Origin of the sequence: Chitinophaga hostae (genome assembly GCF_018224885.1) — a bacterium.
GTDB lineage: Bacteria > Bacteroidota > Bacteroidia > Chitinophagales > Chitinophagaceae > Chitinophaga > Chitinophaga hostae.
Map to the genome: position 1 here is coordinate 38,562 of NZ_JAGTXB010000031.1, position 17,555 is coordinate 56,116.

At 48.4% G+C, this 17,555-nt stretch carries 16 protein-coding genes; 4 read left to right on the forward strand and 12 right to left on the reverse strand.

Annotated elements, in window-relative coordinates; translation table 11 throughout:
• Position 1: 1 nt before the first annotated feature.
• The 12 genes from KE626_RS33400 to KE626_RS33455 form a co-directional block, all read right to left on the reverse strand.
• A complete protein-coding gene (locus KE626_RS33400; protein WP_211977435.1) occupies positions 2-784 on the reverse strand; it encodes a hypothetical protein in 783 nt (260 codons plus the stop codon).
• A gap of 47 nt (positions 785-831) precedes the next feature.
• The gene (locus KE626_RS33405) at positions 832-4,629 is read right to left on the reverse strand and encodes a hypothetical protein (RefSeq protein ID WP_211977436.1); all 3,798 of its coding nucleotides are present in this window, start codon (positions 4,627-4,629) and stop codon (positions 832-834) included.
• Entirely contained in the window at positions 4,626-5,048 is a 423-nt protein-coding gene (locus KE626_RS33410) for a GPW/gp25 family protein (protein WP_211977437.1), read from the reverse strand. Before KE626_RS33410 ends, KE626_RS33405 begins: the two co-directional genes overlap by 4 nt.
• A gap of 2 nt (positions 5,049-5,050) precedes the next feature.
• Positions 5,051-5,353, reverse strand: coding sequence for a PAAR domain-containing protein (locus KE626_RS33415; protein ID WP_211977438.1), 303 nt, complete (start codon positions 5,351-5,353; stop codon positions 5,051-5,053).
• Between the two features lie 22 nt (positions 5,354-5,375).
• Complete coding sequence (gene vgrG, locus KE626_RS33420) at positions 5,376-7,184, reverse strand: type VI secretion system tip protein VgrG (protein ID WP_211977439.1); 1,809 nt, start codon at positions 7,182-7,184, stop codon at positions 5,376-5,378.
• A 12-nt stretch (positions 7,185-7,196) separates the two neighbouring features.
• Positions 7,197-7,871: a CIS tube protein gene (locus KE626_RS33425; protein ID WP_211977440.1), complete on the reverse strand. Its 675-nt coding sequence runs from the start codon at positions 7,869-7,871 to the stop codon at positions 7,197-7,199.
• Positions 7,868-8,035 (reverse strand): DUF5908 family protein, encoded by a 168-nt coding sequence (locus KE626_RS33430; RefSeq protein WP_211977441.1) that lies wholly within the window; start codon positions 8,033-8,035, stop codon positions 7,868-7,870. The genes KE626_RS33425 and KE626_RS33430 overlap by 4 nt, the downstream gene beginning before the upstream one ends.
• A gap of 2 nt (positions 8,036-8,037) precedes the next feature.
• On the reverse strand, positions 8,038-8,511 hold the full coding sequence (locus tag KE626_RS33435; RefSeq protein ID WP_211977442.1) for a phage tail protein: 474 nt from the start codon (positions 8,509-8,511) through the stop codon (positions 8,038-8,040).
• A 72-nt stretch (positions 8,512-8,583) separates the two neighbouring features.
• Positions 8,584-9,039, reverse strand: a complete 456-nt coding sequence (locus KE626_RS33440; RefSeq protein ID WP_211977443.1) for a phage tail protein — start codon at positions 9,037-9,039, stop codon at positions 8,584-8,586.
• A gap of 44 nt (positions 9,040-9,083) precedes the next feature.
• Entirely contained in the window at positions 9,084-10,586 is a 1,503-nt protein-coding gene (locus KE626_RS33445; protein WP_211977444.1) for a phage tail sheath family protein, read from the reverse strand.
• Positions 10,587-10,601: 15 nt separating this feature from the next.
• Positions 10,602-11,426, reverse strand: a complete 825-nt coding sequence (locus KE626_RS33450; RefSeq protein ID WP_211977445.1) for a hypothetical protein — start codon at positions 11,424-11,426, stop codon at positions 10,602-10,604.
• Between the two features lie 31 nt (positions 11,427-11,457).
• Positions 11,458-12,030 carry a Pvc16 family protein gene (locus KE626_RS33455; protein WP_211977446.1) on the reverse strand — a complete coding sequence of 191 codons (573 nt, stop codon included), beginning with the start codon at positions 12,028-12,030 and terminating at the stop codon, positions 11,458-11,460.
• 193 nt (positions 12,031-12,223) lie between these two features.
• Here KE626_RS33455 and KE626_RS33460 point away from each other — a divergent pair, with 193 nt between their 5' ends.
• The 4 genes from KE626_RS33460 to KE626_RS33475 all read left to right on the forward strand — a co-directional run bounded on the left by KE626_RS33460 (position 12,224) and on the right by KE626_RS33475 (position 17,496).
• Positions 12,224-14,371, forward strand: coding sequence for a glycosyl hydrolase family 18 protein (locus KE626_RS33460; protein WP_211977447.1), 2,148 nt, complete (start codon positions 12,224-12,226; stop codon positions 14,369-14,371).
• 26 nt (positions 14,372-14,397) lie between these two features.
• Entirely contained in the window at positions 14,398-16,299 is a 1,902-nt protein-coding gene (locus KE626_RS33465; RefSeq protein WP_211977448.1) for an eCIS core domain-containing protein, read from the forward strand.
• Between the two features lie 128 nt (positions 16,300-16,427).
• Positions 16,428-16,928, forward strand: coding sequence for a 2'-5' RNA ligase family protein (locus tag KE626_RS33470; RefSeq protein WP_211977449.1), 501 nt, complete (start codon positions 16,428-16,430; stop codon positions 16,926-16,928).
• A gap of 142 nt (positions 16,929-17,070) precedes the next feature.
• Positions 17,071-17,496, forward strand: a complete 426-nt coding sequence (locus KE626_RS33475) for a VOC family protein (protein ID WP_249207885.1) — start codon at positions 17,071-17,073, stop codon at positions 17,494-17,496.
• Positions 17,497-17,555 lie beyond the last annotated feature (59 nt).

The following is a 17,555-nucleotide window of genomic DNA, read 5'->3' on the forward strand; positions in this document are numbered from 1 at the left end:
ATTAATAGTAATATTCATCGGGCATAAACATTTCATCGCTCCACAGGCGTGTGATATGATAGAAAATTTCAACGCCTTCTCCATAGTTGCTGTTGGAACGTAATTGGAGAGAATAGTTATGTGTGCCTCCTTTCCAGCGGAGTTTTATCTTATTCCAGAAAAAGCCGTAATGTGCACAGCGCTGGCTGATGCGGTTATGTGCCCCGCCATAGGCCGCCAGGGCGGTGGCATGGAGAATGGCTACACGGCCGGCGCCTTTTCTGCCGGTACGGGCCATCACTTCAAATGCCTGGCAGTTATCCAGTGCTTCCAGTATGGGATGCCATTTGCCGTTAGCCGGTACCGTACCCGCTTTAAAAGTGCCCATGCGGCCCTGCATACCGGTAAAACCGTTAATGTCGACCTTAAAGCGCGGATCACTTTTTTTACCGATACCAAGATTACCATTGATATGAAAGAAAAAACTTTTCTCCGCCATATCGGCTTCGTCGGTGGCAACACCTGGTTTAAACCGCAGACCGGGAAATTCCTGTTCTTCTTTTTCTACACAGAAGAATGGCTCCAGGTCATCGGTAGCCCGGTAAAATGACATCAGTCGCTTCGATTCGCCCAGCGTGGACACCAGCAAACCATTGTCTTCATCTTTTGAAAAACCATCTTCCTGTTTGTTGATGGTGGAATCTATCAGGTAGCCGAAATGATTTTCAGAGGGCATCACCCCATTTCTGAAATATTGTTTCAGCTCATCCCGTCCGTATACTTTTTTGTTGGATTGCATTGCCATATGATTACAATTATTTTATGAAGATGATATCGGAAGATCTGATGTGCTTACGGCGGCAGAATGGAGATGGTGAGCATTTCTTCATCGGGCGGGTAGTCGTGACGTTTGTCCGTTACCGTTATCAATGGCTGATCATTCCCCACAATCAGTTCATTGCTTATCTTCAATGCATCCATACCAACCGGCGTGGCCTCTTTATATACAGGAAAGGGAAGCACGGTGATAAGATGCTCTTCTGAAGGGATCAGTACGGCCTGCGGCAGCGAAGGGCTGATCTGTTGCAGATCGCCGGCGGCAGTGTCTGTGACATAGGCCCGGGTCATGCCCGTGTTTTCATCTTTCATAAAATAAAAATGTATGAGAGAAAAACCGGTAACATAATCCACATAAGGTTGCTGGTTGATATAGTTCAGCAGTTCCGGCTTATAAAGCGTACTGCCTATTTTCAGGTGCGATGCCGGATCAAATAACCAGGGACAGAGAAATTTCTGTATATCCAGCCGGAGTTGCTGCAGGTGGCTGTTAAGGTTGTTGTCGGTCTGGTTCCGGAATACAACACTGCATACCACTTTAACGCTTTCATATACAGGGTTGCGGATCGACAAACTAACGAACGGGGATATACGTTGCTGCATAAACGCCTGTATACGGCAAAGCGTGTCCAGGTCAACCTTAGGTTGTGTACTGTTGAACAACCCGTTATCCAGCTGTCTCGGTACCACAATGATACTTACATCTTCTTTGCTGGCCGGCGACGGGGTGTGGATGCTCTTTACAATGAGAATTTCCGGGAAGGCTTCCAGCAGTACCTGGGCAATATCCAGTGCGCTGACAGGTCGCTGCTTATGCCGCAGCCGCTCGCTCACCCGGGTATAAAATTTATTTTCCGATTCCGTTTTCCGGCCACCAAAGGAAGGGAATAGCTGCCAGATAGCCTGGATGGTACGGATATCTCTTTGGGTTTTTTTGATGGTAAGGGGAGGAATGAACAGCATCTTTTCCATGGTTTCACCGGTATGTTCCAGTTTCCGTTCCGCCGTTACAGCGTTGGGGAAAATACCGGTTACCCGTGGTGTAATGCATTCATGTGATGGCATGGAAATCCGGATCCACCACGTACCGCGTGCCAGTATCGTATTATGTGTATTGATACCCGGCGGCACCAGGATCTTGATAACGCCGCTCCGGGTGAGATTATTGGTATTGTCGCTCAGCAAATACCTACCCTCAAAAGGATACCATTTGTTATTGGCCAGGTAAGCCCAGTTCAGTTCAGGAAGCGGCGCAGTGGTATCTGTAAAATATTTATCTTCCAGCTGAAACAGCAGTGATAATTCCTCTCCGGGTTTCAGCTGGTCAAAACCAATATGCAAATGACCGGCATCGTTGATTTCCGGTAGCAGCGGGAAATAGTTGATGCCCGGACCCGGGTAAATTTCTTCATAGCCAAACGGTCCGATGTGATGTACTTCCAGCCCTTCGCCCCGTACACTCTTTTTAATGGGCTTCAGCGACTCGGAATGCTCCAGTTCATAGTTGATGGAAATGGATTTTACCACCGGCACATAAGGCATGCCGGGCAACGGCTTTTTCCGGGAAGGGTGCCTGGCATTATAGATCACAATCTCCGGGAAAATCAGTGCGTACAACTGGTGACCAAATGCTTCGGAAGGGTTGGTGAGCTCCAGTCGTATGGCTCCCTGTTTGTAAACGGTGTTGCTGTGTTTTTCTTCCTTATCCATTTTCATCCCGTTGGGGAAGCTGATCTTGTGGAAGTCTGCATCCCTTATGAGGGAAGTATCAGAAAGATAAAGATCCCCTTCTTTGTCGCGCACGGTATGAAACAGCTGGAACTGCTCCTGGCTGCCGCGTTCGGGCAAAAACACCCCATTGTTGATACTGCTGATGCCTACTTTATAAGCGTTGTTGGTCATGCCTGCCTGGTAGGCAGCGAAGTAGCTGTCGAACCCGTTGATATTACGGGGCAGATCCAGCCATTCGAGTTTTATACTGAAGTTGCTGGAATACTTATTAAATACGTTCGTGTTACAGATATCGAGGTAAGCGCCTACTGCCGGTGTGGCGCCAAACATCCGGAAGGAATGATACGCATTTATTTCTCCCATATTATTATCCAGCTTTACGGCGCGGAAGTCGGTTACCTTAGCTCTTACCGTTACCCGCTCCAATACGATATTACGCAGGAAGGAGTAGGGATGATGGAAGCTGTTATTGTTCAGCAATACCTTTAGCAGCGGAAGGGAAGAGGCGATGTCAGGACCATGCGCCTCAGGGTTGTATACGCTGAAAGCGTCATCGCTGTTGCGCAGCAGGAAGTTGATCACGATCGCATTGTCCGCCTGTTCCTGCGTTCCGCAGCGCACATTGAAGTGTTTGATCGTTCCCCAACCGGCAGGTGTGGTGTAATACAGGTTGAAGGCGCCTGACATCAGTTCACTGTTTACGATGGCGGCATTTCTGCCGGTAACGGCAGAAAAATTATCCAGGTAGGCCAGCAGGGCGCTGAAAGTTGCTGCACTGAAATGAAGACACACCTGCACAGAGCGGCCGCCCTCTGTAAGATACAATGTAGGCGAGCCGATCATAAAGCCCAGTGAGGCATCCTGCATGGTGCGAACAGATGGAGGTAGTTCATGCTGGTCTTCCCCGAGCAGGGGCCAGGTGACCGGCGGCATGGTAAGACCTGCAAATGCAGGGGCTGTTATTACCGGGTGCTGTGCGCAATACACGGCGGTTTCACGGATATTATCTGTTTGCAGTGTTTTAGCGGCTATCTGCAGATAGTTGCTTACATAAATGGTATGCAAGGCGGTGATGCCGGCGGTATGTGCCCTGAAAGGCTCCGTCAGCTGGTATTTCAGCGGATCTTTGCGTATGGGGCTGGGCGCCAGTACAATTTCTCCTTTGTCGAGGAAAAGGTTGTTTACCTGCGGCGCAGGCATAATCAGGATATGCACCCGGTCAGGTACTGCTGCCAGCGGCTGCATGCCCAGTATAGTACGATAGTAATAATCAAGATGCCTTTTAGGTATTTCGTTGATCTGATCCTGCAGGTGTTTGTAAAGCTCTGTAAAGGCCATCAGCAGCCCCATATGCGGCGTATGTTGCCGCTCGCGGAGCTGGTTCTTCAGATAGTAGCCGGAGGCGCTGGCGGTCTGGTAAAATTTAGTTCGCAGCGTATCATAGATTTCATTCAGGGAAAAGAAGCCGCTGAACGTTTCTTCTCCTCCGGCAATGCTGTTGAAAATACGCGGAAACAATTGTTGCAGCCGGCTGCTGTCGGTATTCCCGCGCAGGGTGTGGTGCCGCGTGGTTTCAAAGGGAAACAGTTGTTTTACCTGTGCTTCATACCGGTATAATTTCGCCGTTTCTTCTTCTATAGATTCAATCACCTGTTCTGCATAATGACTGATAACAGCCTGTTTGTCGGACAATGATAATTTGCGGAGTACATCCATTAATGCGATGGCAATGTCGTACAGCAACGCGAAGAAACCGGCGGTATGGCGGAACAGGCTGGCTTCATTATCTGACTTGCTCATTGCTTCCCGCAACAACAGGTATCTTTCTTCGTAGGGGGTGAACTGCAGGTTGGAACAGGTAATGAGCATGATGACCAGGTCGGCATAAAAAAAATCCTGCCAGTCGCCATCCGGCTGATCCTGGAAATCGTAGTAGTTGAACTGGCTGGCGAGTTCGGTGAGCAAGGCCAGCAAATCAAATGTGCTCCGGTCATCTACTTTTACATAGGCAGGCTGTAGTGCATCCAGCTGTCGTTCCAGCTGGCTGACGCCATCCTGAATATTTTCAAAGTAGTTACTCATCTGGTGCTGATGTTGGTACCTTCGAGATAGTAGAACGGATACACCATGTTATGCCGGGTGTTGGTGGCAATAACGATGTAGTTGATCTGCACATATGCCACGCCTTTTTCCATGGTTTGGTCAACAACCTGGCAGTCTATCATTTTAATACGCGGCTCATATTCCAGGAGCGCATGGTAGATCACATGATTCAGTTCCCCGGAGAACCTGGCATCGGCTACTTCAAATACCAGCTTCCGGATGTTACAGCCAAAATCCGGTAGCATCGTGCGTTCGCCGGGTGTGGTGGTCAATATGATGCGGATGCTTTCTTCAATATCTTCAATATCAGAAATCATCAGTACCGACGCGGCCGATTTATCGAACGAGGGAGGAAAACTCCAGCCCGTTCCGAGAAATGATTTAATATCTTTTGTCATTGTTAACCTCCTATTAAAACGGTTGGACATCCAAGTATGATTACGCCGCCGTGGGCGGTGCTATCGCCCATGCGAACAGCAGGCCGGCCACCGATCAATACGGTAACGGAACCCAATATGTTGGCGTCGGGCGGTCCAACACAGGTACACAGATCACCCACCACGGAAGCGGGTAACCCGCCGATCAATACGGTCGGCATACCGGGACCAATAATTGGTCCGCCTACATGCGGGATGGGTGGCAGCGCCGGTGTTACCAGCGGACAGGTGTGCATATCGGTAATCCTTGCGGCAGGTTGTCCCATGTGTTTGAGATTTTTTTGTGGTTTAATTGATCATCACTATTCCGCCCTGTATGATAGTAGAGGCGGAGGAAGATAAGGAGGCAGACGCGTTACCCGTAGCGCTGAAAGTAGTATCGGCCGATTGTGAAATAGTGGCCCCGCTCATTTCCAGGCTGGTAGTAGCCGCCAGCTTCACCGTCATAGCATTGATGCTGAGTTGTCCTGTGGCCTGTAAGGTCATATCGCTGGCGCTTTTGATGGTGATGCCCGCCGGCGCCATGGTAATGGAATTACTGCTCTGGTCCTGTATCACTATTTCCTGCGTGGTATCATTCAGCGCTACACTGTTGCCACCGGGAGTAACAATGGTGATGATCTTGTTTTCATCATCAAATGAAATCTTCAGCTGACTTTTGGTATACAGCGCTTTGATATAATTGTTATTATCGGCCGGTATAACCGGGGGTGTTTTCATTTTACCATATAGCGAGCCAATGATCACCGGGTATCGCGGGTCGTTTTCTACGAATGCCACTACCACTTCATCGCCTACTTCCGGGAAGAAAATAGCGCCCGCACTTGCGGTGGCATAAAAGGTAGAGAGCCTTGCCCAGGTACCTTCCTGGCCGGTAGCGGTAGATGCCAGCATTACCTGTACACGGTATTCCGCGGCGGGATCTTCAGAGATAGCCACTACGGTGCCCAGCTGCAATCCTTGTATGGCGGGCAGCTGGCCGTTGGCCGGGGAGTACGAAAAATTTTCCTGTTCATAGATAGGCTTGCTGTTAAGACCAAACTTTACGTTGGATGTCCATACGCCTTCCTTGAGCGTATGTGTTACACCCCACACATAGGCGTCACCGTTAAACCGGGCTCCCACGCCGGATAAGGTGATCAGCGTATTTGGCCATACCAGGGCATTGCCCATGAAGGATACCTGTCCGCTGATCGACTCCAGCCGCATGCGCAGCAGGTTACTGTTGGCCCATGTTTGCAGATTTTCCTGTGCCAGGGGGGAATTGGAAACCAGCTGCAGAGGTGTTTGCTGCAGCGCGGAAGCCAGTTTGCTCGCGGCAAGATTGCCTTGTGAATTTACGCTGGGCTCTGTGGCAGTGGCGGTGATCATCGACAATGTTTGCGGATCCCATGCGGCTGCGCTTAATGAAGGCACCTGTTTTTCTGCGCTGATAGAGGCATTGAACTGGATCAGCGATTCGCCGAAGGCCACTGATACTACCGGGCTGCCGCTGACCAGCGGCGGGGCGACTACCACTTTGTCTTCTACCAGTGATACCACGTAGCCATTGAAGGCTGCACGCGCCAACAGGAAATCCCAGTCGCTGCTGAATTTTTGAAACACCAGCTCATTCAAAGCGCTGGTGCTTTCCACTTCGCCGGATAGCCCGTTATTGCTGATGGCAGTGCTCATGATAGCGCTGTCGGTTTGGTTGATGAACACCGCATCTTTTTTGGTAATCGTCATTTGCACGGCATTGTGCTTACAGGTAACTACCAGGTGAAAGCCCTGATCGGTAGCCTGTATCGACTGTTTTACCACTATGCCGGTGAAGATGAGCGATTCCCCGGTGTTCCCGTAACCGGCAGTAACGGTAAGGGGATTACCCGGTAAAAAATAATCGCTGTCGCTCGCCGGAAAATCACCGATTACCCCGGTAGATGCTTTGGAAGTGGTGCCATCTGATATCACGATCTCTGCATACGATATACGATTCAGCTCATGATGAATGGTGATGGCGATTATCGGGTACGTATATTCGATGGCAGTGCCATTCGCAGTGATGGTAAACTGCAGGGTAGGATCGGCAACGTTAATAGGTACAACTGCGGTCATAATCGGTGGCGCTTATTTTTTTAACGGGGGAAAATAAAGTCCGTCACCGGGCTTTATATCATGTATGCTGTTCAAACCATTTACCCGCGCTACTTCCATGTAGTATCCCGGTTCGCCGTATATGCGATAGGTCATTAACGGTAAAGTGTCGCCGGCCACTACGGTACGCATATGCGTAAGGTCGGGCGATGATACACCGGACTCTTTTATTTTGGTAGCAAAGGCTACAGACTCGATAACGCTCATTTTGATCAGCGCCCGCAATGCGGTGCCGGTATTGCTGAACAGGGTATATTTTACACTGATATTTTTACATACGCCGGTGAAGTTGGTATTACCCCAGGTGATCCGCAGGTAGTTGGGACGATGGTCTGTTCCCTGGTAGTTATAGGCGATATTCATTACTTTTTCGATATACTTATCTACCGTTAATCCGCCGGGGATGGGAACTACGCCGGTTCCATCCACCAGCAGTTCCAGGTCAAAATTACCGGACTCCATACTGCTGAAGATCTGTGTGGGGGCCACGGCGCCCTGTTCATCAGTATTTTTATAGTTGATCGTATATTTAAGGGTATAGCTATCCGGGTTGATCACGGCGTACACACTGTCGATCAGCTGATCGGTGGCGGTAGCATCTGCATAGCCGGCCAGTAATAATTTGGTGGGTGTTCCTGTAGGGTTCATCTTGCGGGTAAGTTCTCTATGGTGCTGATTAATTTATCCATACATTCCCTGACAATCTTGTCTTTCAATGCCTGCAGGTCTTTCAGACCAGTGGAAGCAGTTGCCTGCGGGGGATGTTCTTCTACGGTGACTTTGATCACCAGTTCTCTTATTTCCAGTGGCATGATTAAGAAATTTGTTGAAAATAATCATAGCATAGTTCCAGTGTTTCGAGGGCAATACTATTTTCCTCCGCTTTGAATTCGGATACTCTCAGTGCTACGGGATAAGCATTTACAAATTGCCAGGAGGCTACCAGTCCGCGGTTGGCGTTCATAAGACTAACAACTACCGCTACCGGTGTAAAGGTAAACTGGTTGATGGCGGTTTGTGCCCAGCGTATCAGTGTTGACCCGGTGAGCATTCCTCTTTTGAGCACCAGGTTACCATATTTGGGTGGTTGGGGAAGGCGGTGACTAAACCTGTTTTCTCCTCCTTCCTTTACTTCCAGCGGAGTGATAGTAGCTGTAAGCCCGCTTACTTCCTGGAAGTTTCCCTCGTTGGTGCCTGTTACTCCCGGTACCATCACCCTGAAATAAAATCCTACGGGAGGGTACCATGGTCCTGATCCGGGTGGTGGCGGTGGTGGTGGAATAGGCATGGCAATAGCTTTGAAACAGTCAACAATAGTAATAATGGATTACGAAACACGAAGGCTTCATAATCCATTATTTTACTTGGTTAGGTGCAGTCCTTCATGCGCCACTTCCATGGTTTCCACTGCCACTTCATTGGCGTCGGATTTCATGTCGGTAACGGTCATTTTGCAGGGGAATGCGTTGGTCAGCGTCCAGTTCATGGCTGTTTGCCCGGTTTCATCGAGCAAACTGATCACGATGGTAGAACGCTTGATGGTATTCATTTTGATGAGATCATATTTATCCCAGAGGGTAGTATCTCCTTTGAAGATGCCTTTCTTCAGGGTAATATTATTAAACTTCGCGATTCCGGGCATTTTTACAACAGAGTATACAGGGTTGCTGCCGCCGCGGTATTCTATTACCTGCGTTTCGGAGGTGAGACCTGTTACTTCCTGGAATATGATCTCGTTGCCATCCCACATGACTTTGAAAGAAAACTTTACCATTGGCCATGTGGCCTGCGATTGGGTGGAGCCGTCATCTGGCATAATTGCAAGTTTTAGAGGTGATTAAATAGATTATCTGTGATGTATCAGGATTGCTGCATTTGTTGCTGGAAGGTGATGATGATAAATTCTGCCGGACGCGTCAGCGCTACTTTCACCGTGATGAGCATTTTGCCATCCAGGATATCCTGCGGTGTCATGGTGGCGCCTAATCCTACCTGCACATCGAACGCCTGTTCCGGTGCTGCGCCAGCCAGAGCGCCCTGTTTCCAGAGATTTTGCAGGAAGTTGTTGATCATACTTTTTACGGTAATCCAGGTGGTGGCATCGTTGGCTTCAAACACGTAAGCCCTGGTAGCCAGTTTTACGGATTGCTCAATCATGATCAGGGTGCGTCTTACATTGATGTAACGCCAGTCCAGACTGTTGCCATCCAATGTTCTGGCGCCCCATACCAATGTGCCGACCCCGGTAAATGGCCGGATTACATTGATGGATTTTCCCGCCATGGTATCCACATTCAGGTTTTTTTGTTCTTCACTGGAGATGTTGATCGTGGGGGCTGTTACCATGCTCACCGATACGTTGGCCGGCGCTTTCCATACACCCCGTGCATTGTCTATCAGCGTGTAAATGCCTGCCATGGCGCCGCTTGGCGGCAGCTCATTCATCAGGGAACGCAATTCTTCCAGGATATGCACATAGGTGGGACTGGCCGCTTTCAGGCACTGGTGGAAATTTTTCTTTGTGCTTTTGTCCGGTGTGGCGTTGCCTTTAAATTTGGTGATGATCAGTGCAGCTGCAGGTTCAGGTAAAATTTTATCCAGTTCTACGGAAGCGTCCAGGTTTTCAAAATCCACTTCATCCGGCTGCACGATGGTGGTCTTCAACCAGGGGTGATAAGCTGCGCCATAGTTGAGGGAATTGACGCCTATCTGTTCACGGAAGGCGCCAATTACATCCTCCAGCACATCTGATGGCTGTTGTTTTACAAGATCGAAAATGCCAAAACGGCTTTGCATCGCGGCGCAGTGCTGCAATACCTGCGTGTATACCGTGGTATAGGCATCCGCACCGAGTGCTATTATATCTGGTATGACAATTAGGGTAGGCTCTGCTTCTTTTTCCAGTATGGTAAATACGTTTGGTTTGGAGTCCGAACCTATAAAGTCGTCGGCTGCAATGATAACGCCGTCCGGCTGGTTGCCGTAGGTGCCTACCGACAAAATATAACAGAGGCTTCCGCCATTACCAAAAAACAGCCTGATACTGTTGTAGAAGTAAGCAGTGTTATTGTCTTTAACCTTTACCACCGTTGGTTTCCCGTTGATGTTAAAGGTTTCCTGTTTCACTTTTGGATCTGCATCCGCCAGCGTGAACCGGGGCTTGAACTCACTGCCAAAATGCTCGATGTACTCGGCAAAGGAAGTGATCCTGGTAGGTTTGTGGATAAGGGATTTTCCATTCCTTTCTGCTTTCTGAGTATAGCCTATGAATACAGGCACTGCAGTTTCCACAGCGGTAATGGAACTGGGGAACGCATTTTTCTCCTCAATGTAAACCCCGGGGGTCATGAAGGTTGATGCCATATGAAGTGTTTTTGTTTAGTATAAAAATATTTCTGAGTATGTTTTGTCGATAGTATGCCACGCCCTTCCTGCAGCGGATATCCTGCCGGGATCCGGAGTAGGTAGGGGGGAGATGATGACCTTGTGCTTATCTTTTTCATCCGGGTACTGATCCGCCAGTTTTAAAAAATTAGTAGTCCTGTCAGATAAGGGAATCGGCTGATTCGAAATCAGTACCGGTACCTGTTGCATGTCGGGCATGGTGGTGAGCACCGGTGCGCTGAAACAGGGAACGCCATTGGTATCCAGGATCACAGGATGGGCCAGCGATGATAGTTGTCCGCTCATCAGGAAATAGCACCAATAGGTGCTTTGCGCCGGAAAGCGGATCTCGTAATTTTCCTGCAGGGATGCATTCAGCTCGAGGGAAAGCACGCCAAATGGTTTGGCAGCCACGCCCGGCGGCGTATCCACCGCCTGCAGGTCTGCCACATCCGCATATGCCTGCCGGTGCAGCATACCGCTGGTATTTCTGCCGGCGTTGCCAAATACAAAACACCTGCTGCTGATATGCTCCGCACGTATGCCGGTATAGTTGTAAAATAAGGGATCGTTTAATACCACCTCGAAAGTGAGCGTGATATTATCCTGTAAAATATCGGCCCGGTCGCGTTTGCCGGCGCCCAGCGTATTGTATAGGAGGGTGCATCCGGTTTGTTGTTGTTTCAGTACAAGATCCGCATCCAGTAATTGTTTGCCGGCAGCAACAGGAACACGCAGGCTAATGCCCTGCCAGGGCGATGACTGGAAGAAATCGTGACGGTAACGGATAGTGGTCAATATTTCATATCGTTGTATCATGCTCTTTACAAATGGCGGAAACACCTGCCGGTTACCTGGCAGGGAGTGTTTCACCGGAAGTACCTGCCACTGCAGGCCTGTATTCTTTGATGATGGAATCGTCGAAGGTCAGCATGCGCACTTTATATAACACCGACGGCATGTAACGGGCGCCCAGCGTGGCCCACATGTTATTCATACGATCGGCGCCGGGACTTTCCAGCTCAAACGAAAGCTTACTGATTCCACTGTCCAGCATAGGCGTGTTCTGCGCAGTGAATGTACTTTTCGACTGGAAAAAAGCGACGGTATAAGACAGGAACCTCAACGCCTGCGCGTAATTATTCCCGGTGAAATAGGCGGAAAATAATACATACAGATTGATAGATACTGCCGCTGATGTTGCGTTAAATACGGCAGCACCGGTATTGGAAACGGATGCCCTTGCTGTTTCTTTTTCCACATTGACAAGGGTAACAAGCATTTTGTTTTCACCCTGTATGGCGATGCTGCCATCCTGGTTTACAATGCCGGAGAGTATCATCTTGTCTTCGTTGATCTGTAATTTTCGCTTCAGGTTGTTATTGATATCTTCTGTTACACAGCTTAGGGCTTCATAGATCATTGGAATATTATTTATGTCTACCGTGCGTATGAAAAATATATCGTTGAAAAAAAATCCGGGTTGAAAGGCGTCTGTTATTTTGAGAATGAAATTGAGTTTTCATTTGATAACACAATATAAAATCAAAAAAGCGATTTAAAATATTTTTATTTAAAAAATTATTTTTCTATCTTTTATCATCTTAAGCATCCCGATGAATCCCGCTCAAAAAATAACCGCCCGGATAATTGCATACCTCATTTTTTTACATTGCAACCTTACCGTTTACGGCACCGGAACTCATTTGTACGGTATCGGAAAAGTTGATTTCCAGGAATCGCCGGTGAAGTTGACAAAGCCTCCAAAGCCGCCACAGGAACCGAAATTGCCGAAATCTCCCAAGGTGCCGGCGAAAGCTTCAGCGAACGAAAAACTGATAAAGAAAATTTTAAGCGCTTTCCGTTTCCGACATAATGCACACGCGCGCGAGCGCGCACGCGTTTTATATATTATCAATCAAACATTAACAGATTCATTGGTTGTTAGTAAGGAAGACATACGAAAATTAAATGACGCGCTGGAGAAAAGAGAGAACCAGCAGTTTGATTCACTGATGTCCCTGCTAAATGAAATTGCATTAAGTCATGAAACGGAGCCGGCGGAAAAAGATACCGCCAGTAATACTAAAACACCCGTTCAGCAACCGGACAAATCTGTGCCGGGAACAGACCTGAACGCACTGGTTGATAAGATGATGCCTATCCTCCAAAAGAAAAGCGAGGAACAGGATGCCGAAAAAGCAAAGGATGCCCACCTGAATGCCGTACGTTCCCTCTATGGACGACCACCCGGACAAGTAGACACGCTACGGCTCAGCGATAGTATTGGCGCACGTTACATGGTACGCCTCTCGCAGAAAGTAGATGTGATGGGGATACAACCTTACTGGATGGAAAAGGGATACATTACGTATAATTTCAACGCACTCAGCACCTTTACCTTCCTGGGCTACGTGGTAGACGGACCAACCGGCCGCATACAACCGGCCTTTCAACAGAGCGATATAAAGTCCATCCCCGATGCACTTTCTGCAGGATGCAGTTTGCAACTGCTGTTCTTCGATAAGAAAAACAGTAATGTGCTTGCACTGCTTAACAGCAAAAGTGCACAAACATCGTTCGCGGATAGTCTTGGCCGTTTACTGACAACACAACAGGCCGACGGCGTTACCATCTACTTCCAGGCATTACCGGACGGCAAGCGCAGCCTGCTGACCAGCTTTTTTACTTTTTTATCGGGCACGCTGAAACAGGTTAATAGGAACTTCAGGCTGAATGTGGTGGTGCCTTCCTATGATCCGTTTTACAACTACGATCTGCATGCTTTGCATCCCTATGTGGATTTATTTATTATCGATTTTACACAGGCAGGAGGACAAACAGCGGGCCCGCTCGCACCACTCGATGGTAATCCTTCGAAGTCCGTAACGGGTGCCGTATCGCGTTACCTGCAAGGCAGCATACCACCCTCACAGCTTTCTTTACTGCTTCCTTACTATGGCGCCGTGTGGACAAAAGGTAAAAGCGGCAGCCCGGATGTGTTCAGCCGTTATGTAAGTTTCAGCGATCTGCGTCAGCAATACCCTTCTGATACGATTCCCATTTTTGATGAAACCACCGCCACTTTTTTTATACCGGTGCGCGATCAGTACGGAGAGGTAAAAGAGGAAATATGGTTTGATGATGGCATCAGCATGTCAATGAAGTATGACTACGCGCTGAAAAACGGCATCGGCGGTATTGCCCTGTGGACGCTGGGTGCAGACGATGGACAAACGGAACTCTGGGATGCATTGGTCGATAAATTTGTAGTCACGGATACCTTGTTCCTGGATACCGTTTCATTGCGGCCGCCGGTACCGGAGCATCTTACTTTTTTTCAGCGGCTGAAGCGGGAGCTGAAAATTTATGTTCAGCTATTCAAAGATCCCTGCAGCGTTGATATTTCCGAATACGAAGGAGATACTTACTTTGTTTATTTCGCTATCGGCTTTGCGTTGTTGTTCCTCATTTCCGGTGCCGCTTACTTTTATTTTGTGAAAACAAAAGGTGACGACTGGAAGTGGCGAAAGAAGCTATTGATATTGCTCGTGATATTATTACTGCTAACGGTAGTCAGTATATTTATGGCGCTTTTCCTGAACAAGGAAATGGCTTTTGTAGGCATCAGCAGCATACCGGGCAAATGCCATAGCGTGCCGCTGATGAACGTACTGGCTATCCTGGGAATAGGGGTGGTATTAGGGCTGTTGATTATGCACTTCCTGCTGCAGCCATTGTTGAAAAATGATGATGTACCATAACGGGTACACCTACAAAAGTTAATGTCATGCTCACAGATCATCACGTTACGCAAGCATCGGCTGCAGGCGGCACCGCGGCCGCTAATCACAGCAGCGAGGGAGGTATAAGTATTGTACCACCGGCGTCACCGGGTTTCATTGCTCCAACAGCTGCGGGTAATCTTTCATCATCACCTGTGCAGTTTAAATCCAATCGGACGGGTATGCCGGATAAGTTGAAGAACGGTATAGAGTCGATGTCGGGTCTTGCAATGGATGATGTAAGAGTGCATTACAACTCCGATCAGCCGGCGCAGATGAACGCACTCGCTTATGCGCAGGGAACAGATATTCATATTGCATCCGGTCAGGAAGAGCATTTGCCGCATGAAGCCTGGCACGTAGTACAGCAAAAACAGGGAAGGGTTCCGGTTACCCGGCAGATGAAAAGTATTGGCATCAACGATGATACCGCCCTGGAGCGGGAGGCGGATGCCATGGGGGCAAAAGCCTGGCACGCGGAGCCTGCTGCACAACCACTGCAACGTATGCCCGTTACCGGTAGTGTAACGCAAATGGTGCGAAGAACAGGACTGTTCGGTGTTGAAGCCGAGGTATTGGGAGGCGTGTTTGTTATCAGGGCAGAAAAAGGTTCGGAAGGACAAAACCTGATCGAAAGTGAAAATATCACCTTAGAAGAGTTTAAGTTGGGAGTGTTGAATGGAAAGGTAGATGTTACGCTCGATAATGAAGTAAAAGCAGATCTGCCTAAATTTGCACACCGGCAATATGTAATTGAATTTGTGCAGAAGGCGGTGGACTTCCAATCGGAAGATCTGGGCGATCTGAAACAGGTGGCGATTGCGTGGAAATTGGCGGCAGATTTCTGGCGTGCTTCAAAAGATAATGACAATCTGTTGAAGGGAAAAATTCCTGTGGAATGGTATACATTGAATCCCCGTTGGAAAGGCGGACAGTTCGATAACGGTGATCAGCCACATCCCGGCGTTACTGCAACCGGTGATGGGCCGCAGAAGGAATTTGAGTTCGACTGGCAGCACCATGCCTTTGAAAGTTTTATGAGTATAAAGGATGATGATCCGGAAGTGTCTGTTCAGGCTACCCTGGGTAGTTCGCTGTCTGGTATTGTAGAGGCATATGCATTGTCGAGCCACATTCTCAGAACCGGAGAGCCGGATGAGGCATTCTGGGCAGATAAAGATACCGGCGAACGTAGGAGGATGGAAATAGAAAAGCCCGGTACCATGGCATTAACCTCCCTGTTCTTTATGCTAAAAACCTATATAAATGCTATGGCGGGAAGTCAGCAGAAACGATATGCGAAGGAGTACCTGGGCTTCATGAGCAGAACATCCCTGGATATGGCGTATAGCTTGCTGCCGCCGAATATACAACAGCTATTTGTTGTCATGGTGTCAGAATATATCTGGAATAAACCCGGTAACCAGTTAACCAAAACACTAGGCAAAGCGCCGGATGCAAGGGTGTTCACACCGGATACTACCAAAGAACCACAGGCGCACGATATTACCATAGAACAGATGCTGTTAAGTATGATTAATCGGAAGAAGGGAGATATACCATTATCGCTTGCGGCCGGAGAGGAACATGCTGCCGGCGATGTGTTTTCAGAAAATAAACTGGCAGGTATCAGTGAAATTAATCCCGGTGCACCGGAAGCGATAGAGAAGTTTAAATTGAATGCGGCAAACGAAATGATGAAAGGAGAACCAGGTATTATTTTCGAAAGCAGGTCAGCAAGAGAAATGAAGTTGTCACAGATGCCGGAGCTATATACCACTTTGCTTACATCGCTGAAAAAAATGGACGAGTTATATAAAGCAACTGAACAAACGGTCAAAGAGGAGAAAACTCCTAAGCCCGTTGTGCCGCCGGCAGCGAAGAAGGAAACATGCCTGCTGATGTAAACAAAGGTATAGGCGTTTGTAATTTTCTGTAAACAACTCAGGCGATGAAAGCGACCATAGCTACCTGGAATTCAATAGCGCTCCGAAGCAATAGCTTTAGTATCGCTTTTTAGCTATTTTTGCGCATCATGACAGCGCCACTCATTCTTACATTACAACTGGAACCAGCAGCTGCAGCACATTTCAACCAGCTGCGCCGGTCCCATTATCCGGCATACGCTAATATGGTAGATGCTCATGTGACCTTATTTCACCGCCTGCCGGCAGATGAACCCCGCATTGTTGACTCACTCTCCGGCATCGGGGCACTGGTCTCTTTTACCTTAACAGTAAATGCAGTGCAACAGTATACTAACGGCGTGGCATACACGCTATTATCGCCAACGCTCCAGGTATTTCATCATTCCTTGCAGCAACAATGGTTGTCATTTTTAACCTGGCGGGATCAGCAGTTATTACGGCCGCATATTACCATCATGAATAAAGTGACCGCTTATAAGGCCCAACAACTGCATCAGCGTTTGACGGCGGATTTTGTACCTTTTGAGATAGGCGCAACAGGTGTGCAGCTATGGCGCTACTGTAAAGGCCCCTGGGAGTTAAAGGAAACCTATTCGTTTGAAGGATGAGAATGGCGTAAATGGCCCCGGAAAATTTCACAAACAGCCTCCCCGTTTAATAAGCCTATAAACTATCTTTGAGGTATGCATCATCCTGTTTCGCATTGATAAATGATAATTTAGAGCTATGGCAAAAAGTAAATTACTACGAATGGACAACGTCCTCATCGTTGTTGAGGATCTCGAAGCCGCGAAGGCATTCTTTCTCGAACTCGGATTCGAATTGGAGGGAGAGGCAAAGGTGGAAGGCCCCACAGTAGATCGTCTTATTGACCTTCAGAAAGTTAGCGCTACCCTTGTGTTTATGCGCACGCCGGACGGCCACGGACGGATCGAACTGGACAAATTCCATACGCCGGACGCGATCAGAACCGGACCTGAGAAAGCGGCGGTGAACGAACTTGGGATTCGCCGTATCATGCTGGCGGTTGATGACATCGATGAACTGGTGGCACGCATGCTTTCCCATGGCGCCGAATTGGTTGGTGAAGTAGTGCAATACGAAGACAGCTATCGGCTCGCCTACCTCCGCGGTCCGGAGGGAATCATCGTCGGGATAAACGAGCAGCTCAGGTAATGAACGGGTAGTGTGATTATCATTTTCCAGACAATAACAATCTGTTTATAGAAAGTAAA